The organism is Providencia sp. PROV040, from assembly GCF_032706145.1.
In the GTDB taxonomy this organism is placed as follows: domain Bacteria; phylum Pseudomonadota; class Gammaproteobacteria; order Enterobacterales; family Enterobacteriaceae; genus Providencia; species Providencia hangzhouensis.
The window spans coordinates 3,236,567-3,252,797 of the sequence record NZ_CP120530.1 but is presented as its reverse complement, the minus strand read 5'-3'; the positions used below and the strand labels follow the sequence as shown (position 1 = coordinate 3,252,797).

Annotated in this window: 13 protein-coding genes; 12 read left to right on the top strand and 1 reads right to left on the bottom strand. The window is 40.3% G+C overall.

All coding sequences use genetic code 11. From position 1 onward, the window contains the following. Positions 1–32 precede the first annotated feature (32 nt). The 8 genes from ihfB to kdsB all read left to right on the top strand — a co-directional run bounded on the left by ihfB (position 33) and on the right by kdsB (position 7,618). Complete coding sequence (ihfB, locus tag P3L40_RS14975; protein ID WP_004256221.1) at positions 33–320, top strand: integration host factor subunit beta; 288 nt, start codon at positions 33–35, stop codon at positions 318–320. 34 nt (positions 321–354) lie between these two features. Beyond that, complete coding sequence (locus tag P3L40_RS14970; protein WP_316927977.1) at positions 355–570, top strand: hypothetical protein; 216 nt, start codon at positions 355–357, stop codon at positions 568–570. 188 nt (positions 571–758) lie between these two features. Then, entirely contained in the window at positions 759–3,152 is a 2,394-nt protein-coding gene (locus tag P3L40_RS14965) for a DNA internalization-related competence protein ComEC/Rec2 (RefSeq protein WP_247605798.1), read from the top strand. Between the two features lie 36 nt (positions 3,153–3,188). Beyond that, the gene (msbA, locus tag P3L40_RS14960) at positions 3,189–4,934 is read left to right on the top strand and encodes a lipid A ABC transporter ATP-binding protein/permease MsbA (RefSeq protein WP_004256213.1); all 1,746 of its coding nucleotides are present in this window, start codon (positions 3,189–3,191) and stop codon (positions 4,932–4,934) included. Next, positions 4,931–5,929, top strand: coding sequence for a tetraacyldisaccharide 4'-kinase (gene lpxK / locus P3L40_RS14955; protein ID WP_004256210.1), 999 nt, complete (start codon positions 4,931–4,933; stop codon positions 5,927–5,929). Before msbA ends, lpxK begins: the two co-directional genes overlap by 4 nt. 402 nt (positions 5,930–6,331) lie before the next feature. Continuing rightward, positions 6,332–6,547 carry a cold-shock protein gene (locus P3L40_RS14950; protein ID WP_004256206.1) on the top strand — a complete coding sequence of 72 codons (216 nt, stop codon included), beginning with the start codon at positions 6,332–6,334 and terminating at the stop codon, positions 6,545–6,547. Positions 6,548–6,686: 139 nt separating this feature from the next. After that, the gene (locus P3L40_RS14945) at positions 6,687–6,866 is read left to right on the top strand and encodes a Trm112 family protein (RefSeq protein WP_136134698.1); all 180 of its coding nucleotides are present in this window, start codon (positions 6,687–6,689) and stop codon (positions 6,864–6,866) included. A 5-nt stretch (positions 6,867–6,871) separates the two neighbouring features. After that, on the top strand, positions 6,872–7,618 hold the full coding sequence (kdsB, locus tag P3L40_RS14940) for a 3-deoxy-manno-octulosonate cytidylyltransferase (RefSeq protein ID WP_136134699.1): 747 nt from the start codon (positions 6,872–6,874) through the stop codon (positions 7,616–7,618). An 87-nt stretch (positions 7,619–7,705) separates the two neighbouring features. Here kdsB and elyC read toward each other — a convergent pair whose 3' ends face one another. After that, positions 7,706–8,533: an envelope biogenesis factor ElyC gene (gene elyC / locus P3L40_RS14935; protein WP_210852590.1), complete on the bottom strand. Its 828-nt coding sequence runs from the start codon at positions 8,531–8,533 to the stop codon at positions 7,706–7,708. Between the two features lie 354 nt (positions 8,534–8,887). On the opposite strand from elyC, the gene cmoM reads away from it, so the two are divergent. The 4 genes from cmoM to mukB are packed head-to-tail and all read left to right on the top strand — an operon-like array spanning position 8,888 to position 16,146. Continuing rightward, positions 8,888–9,676, top strand: coding sequence for a tRNA uridine 5-oxyacetic acid(34) methyltransferase CmoM (gene cmoM, locus P3L40_RS14930; protein ID WP_210852591.1), 789 nt, complete (start codon positions 8,888–8,890; stop codon positions 9,674–9,676). Then, on the top strand, positions 9,673–10,998 hold the full coding sequence (mukF, locus tag P3L40_RS14925; RefSeq protein WP_136134700.1) for a chromosome partition protein MukF: 1,326 nt from the start codon (positions 9,673–9,675) through the stop codon (positions 10,996–10,998). The genes cmoM and mukF overlap by 4 nt, the downstream gene beginning before the upstream one ends. After that, a complete protein-coding gene (gene mukE / locus P3L40_RS14920) occupies positions 10,979–11,704 on the top strand; it encodes a chromosome partition protein MukE (protein ID WP_004256187.1) in 726 nt (241 codons plus the stop codon). Before mukF ends, mukE begins: the two co-directional genes overlap by 20 nt. Next, positions 11,704–16,146 (top strand): chromosome partition protein MukB, encoded by a 4,443-nt coding sequence (mukB, locus tag P3L40_RS14915; RefSeq protein ID WP_210852592.1) that lies wholly within the window; start codon positions 11,704–11,706, stop codon positions 16,144–16,146. Before mukE ends, mukB begins: the two co-directional genes overlap by 1 nt. Positions 16,147–16,231: the final 85 nt, after the last annotated feature.

The window sequence follows — 16,231 nt, the reverse complement described above, 5'->3', positions numbered from 1 at the left end:
GCCCCTTTGTAACGGTAGTTTAGGGAGGTACTATGACCAAGTCTGAATTAATTGAAAGACTGGCTAGCCAGCAGTCTCATCTTTCAGCAAAAACCGTTGAGGAAGCTGTAAAGGAAATTCTTGAGCATATGGCGGATACGTTAGCTAACGGTGAGCGTATTGAAGTCCGTGGTTTCGGCAGTTTTTCTCTTCACTACCGTGCTCCACGCGTTGGCCGTAACCCAAAAACTGGTGATAAAGTGGAACTAGAAGGTAAATATGTTCCTCACTTTAAACCAGGTAAAGAATTACGTGATCGTGTAAATATTTACGGCCAATAATCGGGCTGTAAATCTTAATTATTACATCAAAACAGTGCTTGTATTTTATACGGCACTGTTTTTTATTTCTGATCAACACCAACACCAACACCAACACCAACACCAACACCAACACCAACACCAACACCAACACCAACACCAACACCAACACCAACACCAACACCAACACCAACACCAACACCAACACCAACACCAACACCAACACCAACACCAACACCAACACCAATATATTTCTAAACTCTTAATGTAATAAAACAAATTCAAAACTACTTTTAGAGATATATATATGTTTTGCGAAGCGCTTCGCAAACTAATATGTACCTTTTTATAAAGAAAAAATATTTCGGGAAGGGCTACATAAAAGAGAAGATAGAAACTTAAAAAATTTAGTATAGATAATTAAACTAGAGCTAATAAATCTATGTAGGGATACAAAAATTGATAAAAAATATCATCTACATAATGAGATGGCTAAATAATCCACTCAAAAAATATAATTTAATCTTTAATAAAAACTCACCTGTTTCGATGACGTTGGCTTCTATTGCTTTGATTTTAGGTACGTTACCACTTTTATTTATACCTGAAATTCTAATGTTGAGTGAATTATTCTTTATCGTGTTATTTATGGTGCTGTTAATAATGCTCTTTCTATTGGGTAAGTTAGGAAAGTTCCTTGCATTAACTATTATGTTTTTCTTATGGGCTAATTGGCATGGAATTAACATCATTAATCATATTAATTATCTATCTAAAAAAAATAACGATATTGATGTGGTTATTGTTGGTATTCCTTTGAATAGCAAAGAGCAAAAAATCAAAGTGCGTATTGATAAAATTAACAATCGCATTGTTTTTCCTCCGTTATATGCTACATGGAAAACAAAGGAAACTGTTTGCGCTGGGCAGTTGTGGCGAATCAATGGCACTGTAAAGCCACTACACAGCTCACTAAATGAAGGAGGATTTAACCTACAACGTTATTATTTGGCTAATAGAATCATTGGAGTTTTGAAAAGTAAGAAAATAGAATTATTAAAAAAGGATTGTTCTGTAAGACAAAAAGTTATCCATAATTATATGGAGCTAATTAATTCATTATCTAATAAAGGGATTATTTATGGACTAATGTTTGGAGATAGAAGTTTGTTGGCAGTAGAACAAACATATTTACTACAGAGAACAGGTTTGACACATTTAATGGCTATATCAGGCTTGCATATTGGGTTAGCTTACTTGTTTGGCTTTCTTATCACTCGAGTGATTCAATATTTTTTACCAATAAAGTATGTCAATGAAACACTACCAGTAGTAATTGGTATAGGGCTAGCAATTTTTTATGCATGGATCTCTGGCTTTGCTATCCCTGCGACTCGAGCATTATTTGCCCTACTATTATGGGTATATATCAGAAATAAGCCTGCAAGGTATTTTGCTTGGCAATGGGCACTGTGGAGTATCGCAGGAATATTATTATTAGACCCATTAGCTATTTTGTCAGATAGTTTTTGGTTATCTAGTTTCGCTGTGCTAGCCATTCTTTATTGGTTAACCATATTTCCACTACCATATCATTTATCTAAAGGTGTAAAGGGGAAAATTATAGGGTTAACCCATTTACAAATTGGCTTACTAGTCTTACTGATCCCAATGCAACTTAGTTTATTTAATGGTATTAATGTAATGGGGTTAGTGGCAAATATCTGGTTTGTCCCGTTAGTTTCTTGGTGTGTTGTTCCTGCTATTTTGCTCTTGTTTTTAGTACCAATAAAAGTGGTTCAGCAACCTATTTTATATACGATAGATAGGGTTATAGATATGGGGCTAGAACCATTACCTTATTTAAGTACCTTTTGGTCAGAATTTATCAATGTTCCTTATTATTTATTTTTAATATGTTGGCTAAGTATCATTGTCGTTTTATTTAAGTGGTACAAGCGCTATTTCGGGCTTATTAGCTGTGTAGTTATTTCAATTTTCTTAGAAAAGGGGAACGGTAAACAATCCAAAGAAGGTTGGAGAATGACGGTATTAGACATCGGGCATGGTTTGGCTGTTGTGATAGAACAAAACAATTTAGCGTTACTCTATGATACAGGTAATGCATGGAAAGGGGATAGCAATGCACAGCGTCAAATTATTCCTTTCCTTAAATATCACGATATAACCCCAATTGGAGTCATTTTAAGCCATAATCATTTAGACCATACTGGTGGTGCAAATTATTTAATCCAGCAATATCCATGGCTAAGTGTAAGAAGTAGCTTTGGCCCACAAAAAACGTCGGTAAATAGGGAAAAAACTAATAATATAAAAAGTATGGAACACCTTCCGTGTTTTAAAGGCCAAAAATGGCAGTGGGGGATATTAACTTTTGAAGTATTATGGCCTGAAAAGCTAGCACCAATATCACATAATGATGATTCTTGTGTTATTCAATTAACGGATGGATTTCATAAAATTTTATTAACAGGAGATATCGAAAAACAAGGGGAAAAATCACTGGTCGCAATGTACAAGAATCGGTTACGTTCGACTCTTCTTTTCGCTCCACATCATGGAAGCAGCACGTCATCAACTGATTTATTATTAAGAAATGTTCAACCTTCAATGGTGGTAGTCTCATCAGCAAGGTATAGTGCATGGAAAATTCCATCGCCAAAAGTCTATTTTCGGTATAAAAATAATAATATTAAATGGTTAAATACAGCGGAAGATGGCCAGTTAACTATATGGTTTAAAAAGGAAAAAATTAAAATTTCACGTTATCGCTATGAAATTCAGCCCCGCTGGTATCATCTGTGGTTTGGCTTACCGCTATTTCCCGAGTAGAATAGTGCGCTTACATTAAGTCTGGTAATTAAAAGTATGAATGATAAAGACCTTTCGACAAAACAAACTTTTCGTCGCTTGTGGCCGATAATTGCGCCTTTTAAAGCGGGTTTAATCGTTGCAGCAATAGCACTTATCATAAACGCAGCGGGTGACGCGTTTATGATTTCTTTATTAAAACCTTTATTGGATGAGGGCTTTGATAAAGCAGATAATGACGTTTTAAAATGGCTTCCGCTTGCGGTGTTAGGTTTAATGGTTGTTCGAGGTGGGTCTAGCTTTGTTTCAACCTATTGTGTTTCCTGGGTTGCAGGTAAAGTCGTGATGAACATGCGGCGTAAATTATTTGGTCATATGATGGGAATGCCTGTTAGTTTTTTTGACCAGCAATCGACAGGAACACTATTATCTAGAATTACCTATGATTCAGAACAAGTTGCATCTTCTTCTTCTGGAGCATTAATTACAATTATTCGTGAAAGTGCTTATATCATCGGGTTGTTTGCGATGATGTTTTATTATAGCTGGCAACTTTCTCTTATTTTAATCGTAATTGCCCCGATTGTATCAGTCACTATTCGTATCGTCTCTAAACGTTTTCGTAAGATTAGTAAAAACATGCAAACCGGTATGGGGCATGTGACGGCAAGTGCTGAACAGATGTTAAAAGGCCATAAAGAAGTTTTAATTTTTGGGGGACAGAAAGTTGAGACTGAACGCTTTAATAAAGTCAGTAACAACATGCGCCGCCAAAATATGAAAATGGTAACCGCTTCAGCAATTTCAGACCCTATTGTTCAGTTAATTGCATCATTTGCATTAGCATTTGTCCTTTATGCAGCGAGTTTTCCTGAAATTCGTGATGAATTAACATCGGGTACAATTGCAGTTGTTTTCTCATCAATGTTTGCACTGATGCGTCCTTTAAAATCATTAACTAACGTTAACTCACAATTCCAGCGTGGTATGGCGGCTTGCCAAACTTTATTTGCTATCTTAGATTCCGAACAAGAAAAAGATAACGGAAATAAAGTACTTAAAGAGGTTAAAGGAGATATTAAATTTGAACATGTTACCTTTACCTATGCAACCAAAGAACATCCTGCGTTAGACGATGTTTCGTTTACTTTGCCAGCAGGGAAATCAGTTGCTCTGGTTGGGCGATCAGGTTCAGGTAAGTCCACAATTGCAAATTTGATTACACGTTTTTATGACATCGACGAGGGGTCTATTCAAATTGATGGGCATGACATTCGTGAATACACGTTATCTTCATTACGTAGTCAAGTCGCGTTAGTTTCTCAGCATGTTTATCTATTTAACGATACGATAGCCAATAATATTGCCTATGCAACAGACGGCAGCTACAGCCGTGAGCAAATAGAGAAAGCTGCAGAAATGGCTTATGCAATGGATTTTATTGCTAAACTTGAAAAAGGCTTGGACACGGTTATTGGTGAAAATGGTGTTATGCTTTCTGGCGGGCAACGTCAAAGAATAGCGATTGCTCGAGCACTGCTACGTGATGCCCCAATTCTTATTCTTGATGAGGCGACATCCGCGCTAGATACAGAGTCTGAACGTGCTATTCAAGCTGCCCTTGATGAGTTACAGAAAAATAGAACATCTTTGGTCATTGCCCACAGGTTATCGACGATAGAAAATGCAGATGAGATATTAGTTGTACAAGATGGCCGAATCATTGAGCGTGGTGACCATAAATCGCTATTAGCTCAAGATGGCGCATATTCACAGTTACATAGCATTCAGTTTAAACAATGATAGAACGCATTTGGTCTGGCAAGTCATGGCTGTATCTTTTATTGCTGCCGTTATCTTTCCTTTATGGGTTGGTAACGGTAATTAGGGATATAGCTTATAAAATCGGGCTGAAACGTTCATGGAAAGCGCCAATTCCAGTGGTAGTGGTGGGAAACCTGACAGCGGGGGGAAATGGTAAAACCCCTGTTGTTATCTGGTTAGTGGAATCACTCACCAAAGAAGGCTACCGCGTGGGGGTTGTTTCTCGAGGGTATGGCGGTAAAGCTGAAAAGTACCCGCTGATACTCGATGAAACGACGACAACTGAAGTTGCTGGGGATGAACCCATACTAATTTTTCATCGTACTAAATCCCCCGTGGCTGTTGCGCCTAAGCGCAGTGATGCAGTTAAAGCGTTATTGGAAAAATTCCCATTAGATGTGATTATTACTGATGATGGGTTGCAGCACTATGCATTGCAACGTGACTATGAGATTGTCGTTATTGATGGCCAGCGTCGTTTTGGTAATGGTTGGTGGCTACCCGCAGGGCCTATGCGTGAAAGGGCTGGGCGTTTAAAGCGTGTTAATGCTGTCATTGTTAACGGTGGTGAAGCTCAAGAAAATGAAGCCGTAATGGCCCTTGAAGGCGATGTTGCTTATAACTTGGTGACTGGTGAAAAACGTGCAGTTACACAGTTACCTGCGGTTGTCGCAATGGCAGGTATTGGTCATCCTCCTCGTTTTTTTACCTCATTAGAAAACAAAGGGGTCGAAGTTATTAACACTCATGCTTTTGCTGATCACCAATCGTATGAATTAAAACAGCTTTCACCGTTAGTTAAAAATGAGCAAAACTTATTAATGACCGAAAAAGACGCGGTGAAATGCCGTGCTTTTGCACAACCAAATTGGTGGTTCCTTCCAGTACAAGCACAATTGCAGCCGATTGATGCTGAAAAAATCTTAAGCGGAATAAGAAAACTTATCACAAATAACAAAAAAACTTGTCTATAACGTTCCTCTGTGATAATAATATCTCCAATGTGATATAGATCTACTTATTATGTATCTAGATACAATACATTGATAATTGGATTTTATACTAGCTTAAATTTCACGCCCCGTTCTTTAGTTAGTCTTCATATCCTCGCGTAATCTACATTGTAAAGTCGCTGTCACTGCGTTTTGTCATCATAATGTCAAAATAGACTGTTAACTTCGCAGTAGATTAGCGGTGTCTGAAATCTATATATATGGGCGTTATAAAATATGCGCAATGATTTGTGCGCATGAATTGGTAAAGTTTAATTACTCTTTGATGTATTAATAGATCGGCATTTTATAAATGGGAAGCAAGAAAGAGTAATGATACAAAGATAAAAAAAATATTGTTCTCAGAACAAAAGGAGTTTTAATATGAATTTTCAATTACATATGGGTCGAGTTAAATGGTTTGACGCAAAAGAAGGTTACGGTTTTATTTCACCATTCAATGGTGGTGATGATGTATTTGTGACAACAAAGTCAATTGCTAATAAAAAAATCAAATCATTATTCGAAGGTCAAAACGTTGAGTTCTCTGTTACTCGTAATTCGGATGGCATAACGGCAGCTGACGTTATTGCTTATTAGATAATAAACAGAACAATTTCTCCTGCTTTTATCCTCTCATCTCTCGCAGGAGATCTTATTCAGGAAGATTAAAGTTAACGGTGATATCTGCATGTGATATCCTGACTCCAAGTGAGTTAAAATCCATTCGGGAGAAAACATGGATCACCGTTTACTTGAAATCGTTGCCTGTCCTGTATGTCACGGCAAATTAAGTTATAACAAAGAAAACCTCGAACTTATCTGTAAGTTTGATCATTTAGCCTATCCAATTCGTGACGGCATCCCTGTATTACTAGAAAATGAAGCGCGTTCCGTTTCATTAGATGAAGGTCAGTAATCCTCATGTTTACGGTTATTATTCCTGCTCGTTATGCCTCAACACGCTTACCAGGTAAACCTTTGGCTGATATCCATGGCAAGCCAATGGTTGTTCGAGTAATGGAGCAAGCTGTTAAATCGGGGGCTAGACGAGTGATAGTTGCGACAGATCACTCTGATGTTGCTAAAGCGGTGATTGAAGCAGGTGGTGAAGCTTGTATGACTAACCCAAATCATCAGTCTGGGACAGAAAGACTAGCTGAAGTTATTGATACCTATGCTTTTTCTGACGATGAAATCATCGTGAATGTGCAAGGTGATGAACCTTTAATTCCACCTGAGATTATCAGCCAAGTTGCTCGTAATCTTCAGGGGAGTAAAGCTGAAATGGGGACGCTAGCTGTACCTATTAATGATGCTCATGAAGCGTTTAATCCAAATACTGTCAAGGTTGTTACTGATCACGAAGGTTATGCATTGTATTTTTCTCGGGCAACTATTCCTTGGGATAGAGACAACTTTGCGAAAAGCCATGATGTAATAGGGGATACCTTTTTGCGTCACATTGGTATATACGCTTATCGAGCAGGGTTTATTCGTCGTTATATTAAGTGGGAAGCAAGCCCATTAGAGAAAATCGAAATGCTAGAGCAACTTAGGGTGCTTTGGTATGGCGAGAAAATTCATGTGGATGTCGCGAAAACTACGCCAGGTGCTGGTGTTGATACCCCTGAAGATCTTGAACTCGTTAGAAGCCAATTTATTCAGTAGCCCACATTTTCCTAATAGCTCAAATAGCCAATATGCGATTTAGCTAAACAAAAGGTGTAATCTCAATAGATTACACCTTTTTTGCTACTATTCAGCGGTAACTGACTCAGGCGTAGCAAGTTGCTCTTCTAATGCCTGTGTATTATTGGGTTTTAAATGCCACCAAAGCGTACCAAGAAATTCATACCAAGCACGTTCACTATGGCCAAAGTAATAAGAGGAAGGGATATATTTCTCCCATGGATTAATTTCACTCGTGATAACCAACTGATTTGCGGGGGCAGGGAAAGGGTTCATTCCTCGTTGAGTAAACATAGTCATCGCTCGAGGTAAATGGTTAGCAGACGTTACTAATAAGAACGGAGATTTTCCAATAATTTTTTCAACTTCATAAGCTTCCTCTTGTGTATCTTTGGGTTCAGTGAGTGGAATAGTATCTTGTGCGGGGACACCCAAGGATTGAGCAACTTGTGCAGCAACTTCGGCACTGCTGATAGGACTACTCGCTTTACCGCCAGTGAAAATTAGTTTACTACCAGGGTGTTTAAGGTAAAGACGAACACCTTCAGTCACTCTAGGTAGGCTATTATTCAACAGATTGGAACTTGGACTCCAATCAGGGTTATATGTAAAACCGCCACCGAGAACAACAACATAACGTACATCTTGAGGTGGATTCTCAGTAATTAATTCATAGCGCTTATTGAATTGTTTTTCTGCTGGGGCAAGTAAAGTATCTGAAACAGGCTGTAACCCCAACAGAGTTATTAAAACTAAACTTAGGGTAGTAAACGCCTTTCCACAACGCTGCCAGCGTGTAAACCAAAGCAAAAGCAATCCGATAAACCCGATGATGAGTAATAATGGTAATGGCATCAATAGAGAACCAATATATTTTTTTAAAATAAATAACATAACTAAGCCTATTCTTAAGGGTTATCGATTAATCATTGTGGCAGTATCTACGGAAAAATATGCAATAACGCAGCGAAATTAGAGGGAAAATAACAGAATAGTGTTTAATAGTAGCAAACTGAAATTTGCTGAGCACAATGAAGTACTATGCAAAAATATAGCTATTATCTGTTATAATTCCTGTTTTAACAGTCGCCTCGCATTGTATGTGATAAATACGCTGCAATGTGAGAATATTTCTGGTTAGAGTTAATTTTCTCAATATCAGGATGTAATCAACCATTTTACGTTTTTTCGCGACAAATTGGCTCATAAACCGCTTTAAATAATAGATGATAGGCAACCGGATAGCACATGGCAGACCGCAACTTTGATGATATTGTCGATAAATTTGCAAAAAATATCTACGGAACGACAAAAGGAAAAATACGAGAAGCGGTAGTTTGGCAAGATTTAACTCAATTATTAAGCAGCCAATTTGAGGGTAAAACTCTAAAAATACTTGATGCAGGTGGTGGTGAAGGACACTTTTCACGCAAACTCGCCGAAATGGGGCATCAGGTGATACTTTGCGATTTATCTGAAGAGATGTTGGAACGAGGCAGTGAGCTTGCCAAGGAACAAGGTATTAGCGATAACATGCGTTTTATTCATTGTGCAGTGCAAGATATCGCACAATATATTGATGAACCTGTTGACCTTGTTTTATTTCATGCGGTACTTGAATGGATTAGCGATCAAAAATATGCAATTGAACAACTGGTAGATATAATTAGACCAGAAGGCGTATTTTCTGTCATGTTCTATAATGCAAATGGTCTGGTGATGCGTAATGCAATTTTAGGAAATTTTCATCTTGCAACGCCACATATTCAACGTCGTCGTAAACGCTCGTTATCACCACAAAACCCGCTTTTTCCTCATCAGGTTGATGCTTGGTTGGGCGAGTGTAATATGCAAATCATCGGTAAAAGTGGTGTCAGGGTATTCCATGACTATTTACAAAGTCGGCAGTTACAGCAAAAAGATTTTCCGGCATTGTTGGCATTAGAACAGCAGTATTGCCGTGAAGAACCCTATATTAGCATGGGGCGTTATGTTCATGTCATGGCACGCAAACAAATACAAAAGGACGATTTATGAGTGATTTTTCCCAGACCGTCCCTGAACTTGTGTCTTGGGCACGAAAAAATGATTTTTCGATTTCACTTCCCGCAGAACGTTTAGCATTTTTGCTTGCGGTGGCGGTATTAAATAGTGAAAGAGTCAATGGTGAAATGAGTGAAGGGGAACTGGTTGATGCCTTTCGTGAAGTTTGCAAAGGGTTTGAGCAGACAACTGAATCATTGGCAGTAAGGGCCAATAATGCCATCAATGATATGGTTCGCCAGAAGATTTTTAACCGTTTTGCCAGTGACATTGTTGAAGGTAATGCAATTTACCGGTTAACCCCTTTGGGGATTGGCATCAGCGATTATTATATTCGTCAGAGAGAGTTCTCAACATTAAGACTTTCCATGCAACTTTCTATTGTTGCAGGAGAGCTGCAACGTGCCGCTGAAGCCGCAGAGGAAGGTGGTGATGAATTTTATTGGCATCGTTACGTGTTTGCCCCACTAAAATATTCAGTTGCTGAAATTTTTGACAGTATTGATTTATCCCAACGTATTATGGATGAACAGCAAAATTCAGTAAAAGAAGATATTGCCGCATTATTAAATCAAGACTGGCAGGCAGCTATCGCTAACTGTGAGCAATTACTATCAGAAACATCAGGTACATTGCGTGAGTTGCAAGACACATTAGAAGCCGCAGGGGATAAACTGCAAGCGAATTTATTACGTATTCAAGAAGCCAACATGAATGCGCCGGCGTTCTCTGACTTAGTGGATAGGCTAGTTTTTGACCTGCAAAATAAACTAGACCGTATTGTTAGCTGGGGTCAACAATCTATCGATTTATGGATTGGTTATGACCGTCATGTTCATAAGTTTATCCGTACAGCTATTGATATGGATAAAAATAGAATATTTTCTCAACGGTTACGTCAATCCGTTCAGCACTACCTTGATAGCCCTTGGGCACTCACGTACGCTAATGCGGATCGGTTATTCGATATGCGTGATGAAGAGCTCGCGTTGCATGATGAAGAGGTCATGGGTGAATTACCACCAGAGCTTGAATTTGAAGAGTTTAGTGAATTAAATGACAAGCTTGCTGAGCTAATGGAAGTTGAGTTAGCCATTTATAAAACAGAGCAACGGCCGCTCGATGTTGGCCGGGTGTTGCATGAGTACTTACTGCAATATCCGCAAAAACGTCATTTTGATGTTGCTCGAATTATTATCGACCAAGCTGTTAAATTAGGTATCGCAGAGGCTGATTTGGCGGGATTACCGGCAGAATGGCAAGCTATTAATGATCACGGAGCCAAGGTACAGGCACATGTCATCGACAAATATTGAACAATTTATGCCAGTTAAACTGGCTCAAGCATTAGCTAACCCGATTTTTCCAGAGCTAGACAGCCAATTGCGTTCAGGTCGCCATATTAGTGTTGATGACCTTGATAACCACGCATTTTTAATGGATTTTCAGGAAGCATTAGAACAATTTTATGCACGATATAACGTAGAATTAATTCGTGCCCCTGAGGGGTTCTTCTATTTACGTCCGCGATCAACAACCTTAATACCTCGCTCTGTGTTATCTGAATTAGATATGATGGTTGGGAAAATTCTTTGTTATCTCTATCTCAGCCCGGAACGCTTGAGTAACCAAGGTATTTTTACCTCACAAGAGTTATTTGAAGAATTATTATCATTAGCGGATGAAAGCAAACTACTTAAATTTGTTAATCAACGTTCGACAGGTTCTGACCTAGACAAACAAAAATTGCAGGAAAAATTAAGAACATCACTCAACCGTTTACGTCGCTTGGGAATGGTGCATTTTCTGCAAAATGATTCGAGTAAATTTATTATTAGTGAATCTGTATTCCGTTTTGGCGCCGATGTGCGCAGTGGCGATAACCCACAAGATGCACAGTTACGGATGATCCGTGATGGTGAAGCTATCTCTCTTGACGGTGAATTATCACTAAAAGATAGTGATGAAGAGGATGGCGAAGAGAGTCAAGAACCGGCAGAAAGTGATGAGGATGAAGAATAATGATTGAACGCGGAAAATTTCGCTCACTGACGCTGGTGAATTGGAACGGTTTTTTTGCCCGAACTTTTGACCTTGATGAATTAGTGACCACGTTATCGGGTGGTAATGGTGCGGGTAAATCAACAACCATGGCAGCATTTATTACCGCGATGATCCCAGATTTAACCTTACTTCACTTCCGTAACACAACGGAAGCCGGCGCGACCTCAGGTTCTCGTGATAAAGGCTTGCATGGTAAGTTACGTCCTGGTGTCTGTTACGCTATTTTGGATGTGTTAAATTCGAAGCATCAGCGCGTCATGGTGGGGGTGCGTTTACAGCAAGTCGCAGGGCGCGATAAAAAAGTCGATATTAAGCCATTTATGGTACAAGGCATTCCATTAGCGACAGTTCCAACGGAAATATTGACGGAAATTATCGATGGCCGCCAAGCAAAAGTGATCCCACTCAATGAGCTAAAAGAACGTCTTGAAGAACAGGAAGGCGTTTTGTTTAAGCAGTTTAGCTCAATTACCGATTACCACTCGACACTGTTTGAATTAGGCGTGTTACCGAAACGCTTACGTTCTGCGAGTGACCGAAGCAAATATTATCGACTGATTGAAGCGTCACTATATGGCGGTATTTCTAGTGCCATTACTCGCTCATTACGTGATTATTTGTTGCCAGAAAACAGTGGGGTACGTAAAGCATTCCAAGATATGGAAGCGGCTCTGCGTGAAAACCGTTTAACATTAGAAGCCATTCGTGTCACTCAATCAGACCGCGACTTATTCAAGCATTTGATTAGCCAGGCGACTGATTATGTTTCTGCGGATTATATGCGCCATTCCAATGAAAGACGGATTCACCTTGATGCAGCACTGGCTGCGCGCAATGAGCTATTAGCTAGCCGTAAACAATTACGTGTTGAACAAGTTCGTAGCGTCGAAATGGCGCGTGAATTGAATGAGCAAAATGGGGCATCTACAGAATTAGAAGCTGACTACCAAGCTGCCAGTGACCATTTAAATTTAGTGCAAGCCGCGCTGCGTCAACAAGAAAAAATCGATCGCTATCAAGCAGATATCGAAGAACTGACTTATCGTCTTGAAGAACAAAGTGAAGTTGTTGCTGAAGCGACTGAGACTCAAGAAGAATATGAAGCACGAGCTGAAGCTGCTGAAATTGAAGTTGATGAATTAAAAAATCAATTAGCTGACTACCAACAAGCACTAGATGTACAACAAACTCGTGCTATTCAGTACCAGCAAGCCTTGCATGCCTTAACGCGTGCTCGTGAATTGTGCCAGCTTCCTGAATTATCCATTGATAACGCAGATGAATGGCTAGATACCTTCGAAGCGCGTGAACAACAAGCTACCCAAGCGTTATTAGCGCTTGAGCAAAAAATGAGTGTGGCGGATGCCGCACATAGCCAATTTGAGCAAGCCTATCAATTAGTTAGAAATATGGTAGGGGAAGTTAGCCGCAGTGATGCATACCAACAAGCGCGTGCATTATTACGTGATTGGTCATCACAACAACATTTAGCGGATCGTGTACAACCATTGCGTATGCAGCTATCTGAATTGCAACAACGTCTGAATAGCCAGCAAAATGCAGAACGCTTATTGGCGGAATTCTGTAAACGTTATGGCCAAAGCTATGAGCCAGATGAACTTGATGCACTGATGGCTGAGCTGGAAGCGCAACAAGAAGAGCTCAGTATTGGTGTGAATGAGAGTGGCGAAAGACGAATGCAAATGCGCCAAGAACTGGAACAAATTCGCCAGCGGATTAGCCAACTTTCATCTAAAGCCCCTGCATGGATTATGGCCCAAGAAGCGCTAACGCAGCTTAATGAGCAATCCCATGAAACGTTTGAGTCAAGTACTGCTGTGACTGAGTTTATGCAGCAACTCCTTGAACAAGAAAGGGAAATAACGGTTGAACGAGATGAAGTTGCTGCGCAACGTAAAGATCTCGAAAAGCAAATTGAGCGGTTAAGTCAGCCAAGTGGTGCGGAAGATGGCCGCATGTTAGCGTTGGCTGAGCGTTTTAATGGTGTTTTGTTATCAGAAATTTATGATGACATTACCATCGAAGATGCGGCTTATTTTTCTGCGTTATATGGCCCAGCTCGTCATGGTATTGTGGTTCAAGACTTATCTGTGGTTCGTAGCCAGCTCGAAACATTACAAGATTGCCCTGACGATGTTTATTTTATCGAGGGGGATCCTCAATCGTTCGATGACAGCGTTTTTGATGCGCAGGAATTTGAAAATGCGGTATTAGTCCGTTCGTCTGAGCGTCAATGGCGTTACTCTCGTTATCCTGAATTACCTTTGTTTGGTCGTGCTGCTCGTGAAAGTCATTTAGAGTCATTAACTGCTGAACGTGATGAGCTTGCTGAGCGTTACGCGAACCTGTCATTTGATGTGCAGAAAATTCAGCGTTCGCACCAAGCATTCAGTCGGTTTATAGGCCAACATATTTCCGTGGCCTTTGAAGATGATCCTGAAGCTGAAATTCGTTCGCTTAACCAGAAACGCACGGAAATTGAACGTGCTTTGGCACAATTTGAAGAGCAAACTCAGCAGCAACGCCAACAATTTGCACAAGGCAAAGAAAGCCTTGCGGCTCTTAATCGTTTATTACCTCAAATGGGGTTATTACTCGATGAAACATTGGCGGACAGAGTCGAAGAGATAAACGAAGAACTAACGGAAGCAGAAGAAGCGGCACATTTCCTGAATAAACATGGTCATGCGTTAGAAAAGTTAGAACCGATTGTGACAGTGTTACTCAGTGATCCTGAACAACATGAACAATTACGCAAAGATTATGAGTCAGCAAAACACAGCCAACAAAATGCAAAACAGCAAGCCTTTGCATTAGTTGAGGTTGTTCAGCGTCGTGCTCACTTTAGTTACAGTGACTCAACAGGAATGGTGAATGAAAACGCGGACTTGAATGAAAAATTACGTCAGCGTTTAGAGCAGGCAGAAACCGAGCGTACACGCGCTCGCGAACAGCTGCGTCAGCACCAAGCACAAAGTGCACAATTCCATCAAGTTCTCGCCTCGTTACGCAGTTCTTTCGATACCAAACAAGAAATGTTGAAAGAGCTCGAAGTTGAGATGCAAGAGATCGGCGTAAAAGCTGATCCTGATGCTCAAGAGCGCGCTCGTATTCGACGTGATGAGCTGCACCAGCGCGTCATGGAAAATCGTAGCCGTATTAACCAGTTAGAAAAACAGCTGACATTATGTGAAGCTGAAATGGATAACTTACAGAAGCGCCTTCGTAAGTTAGAAAAAGACTACTATATGCTGCGTGAGCAGGTAGTGACGGCAAAAGCAGGTTGGTGTGCGGTAATGCGCTTGGTGAAAGACAATGGCGTCGAGCGTCGTTTACATCGCCGTGAGCTGGCCTATACTGACGGTGACAGCTTACGTTCCATGTCGGATAAAGCCTTAGGTGCGTTGCGTTTAGCGGTTGCGGATAACGAACATTTACGTGATGTACTGCGTTTGTCCGAAGATCCAAAACACCCTGAGCGGAAGATCAAATTCTTTATCGCGGTATATCAACACCTACGTGAACGTATTCGCCAAGACATCATTCGTACAGATGACCCGATTGATGCAATCGAGCAAATGGAAATTGAGCTGGCGCGCTTAACGGAAGAGCTAACGGCACGTGAGCAAAAATTGGCGATCAGTTCAAAAAGTGTGGCGAATATTATTCGCAAAACCATTCAGCGCGAACAGAATCGAATTCGTATGCTAAACCAAGGGCTGCAAGCCGTGGCATTTGGTCAGGTTAAAGGGGTTCGCCTCAATGTGAATATTCGAGAAAGCCATGCGCTGTTACTCAGTGTCCTTTCCGAAGAAAGTGAAATGCACCAAGACTTGTTTACCAGCCAACGGTTAACTTTCTCTGAAGCGATGGCGAAATTATACCAACGCCTTAACCCTCAAGTGGATGTTGGGCAGCGGTTGCCACAAACCATCGGTGAAGAATTACTCGATTACCGCAACTACTTAGAATTAGAAGTTGAGGTTAATAGAGGTTCAGATGGCTGGTTAAAAGCAGAAAGTGGTGCGTTATCCACTGGTGAGGCTATTGGTACAGGTATGTCCATCTTAGTGATGGTAGTACAAAGCTGGGAAGAAGAGTCTCGCCGTCTGCGTGCTAAAGATATTATTCCTTGCCGGTTATTATTCTTAGATGAAGCTGCGCGATTAGATGCTAAATCAATTGCAACCTTATTTGAACTGTGTGACAGGTTAGAAATGCAGCTAATTATTGCGGCGCCTGAGAATATTAGCCCTGAGAAGGGCACAACCTATAAGCTAGTTCGTAAAGTGGTTGGTAATCATGAGCATGTGCATGTGGTTGGCTTAAAAGGCTTCGGGCAAGAAACCCCGAACGTACAAGCACCAACATTGCAGTAATAGTTTTTGTGAATGAAATGAAAGCCGGTATTTAGGAATAAATATCGGTTTTCTTGTATTTAACAAATAGTGCAAATGCAATTTA

What these genes read in the sequence shown, in the direction of transcription:
- ihfB (WP_004256221.1), top strand. Translation starts at nt 33, where the DNA reads ATGACCAAGTCTGAATTAATTGAAAGACTGGCTAGCCAGCAGTCTCAT.
- msbA (WP_004256213.1), top strand. Translation starts at nt 3,189, where the DNA reads ATGAATGATAAAGACCTTTCGACAAAACAAACTTTTCGTCGCTTGTGG.
- lpxK (WP_004256210.1), top strand. Translation starts at nt 4,931, where the DNA reads ATGATAGAACGCATTTGGTCTGGCAAGTCATGGCTGTATCTTTTATTG.
- P3L40_RS14950 (WP_004256206.1), top strand. Translation starts at nt 6,332, where the DNA reads ATGAATTTTCAATTACATATGGGTCGAGTTAAATGGTTTGACGCAAAA.
- P3L40_RS14945 (WP_136134698.1), top strand. Translation starts at nt 6,687, where the DNA reads ATGGATCACCGTTTACTTGAAATCGTTGCCTGTCCTGTATGTCACGGC.
- kdsB (WP_136134699.1), top strand. Translation starts at nt 6,872, where the DNA reads ATGTTTACGGTTATTATTCCTGCTCGTTATGCCTCAACACGCTTACCA.
- elyC (WP_210852590.1), bottom strand. Translation starts at nt 8,533, where the DNA reads ATGTTATTTATTTTAAAAAAATATATTGGTTCTCTATTGATGCCATTA.
- cmoM (WP_210852591.1), top strand. Translation starts at nt 8,888, where the DNA reads ATGGCAGACCGCAACTTTGATGATATTGTCGATAAATTTGCAAAAAAT.
- mukF (WP_136134700.1), top strand. Translation starts at nt 9,673, where the DNA reads ATGAGTGATTTTTCCCAGACCGTCCCTGAACTTGTGTCTTGGGCACGA.
- mukE (WP_004256187.1), top strand. Translation starts at nt 10,979, where the DNA reads ATGTCATCGACAAATATTGAACAATTTATGCCAGTTAAACTGGCTCAA.
- mukB (WP_210852592.1), top strand. Translation starts at nt 11,704, where the DNA reads ATGATTGAACGCGGAAAATTTCGCTCACTGACGCTGGTGAATTGGAAC.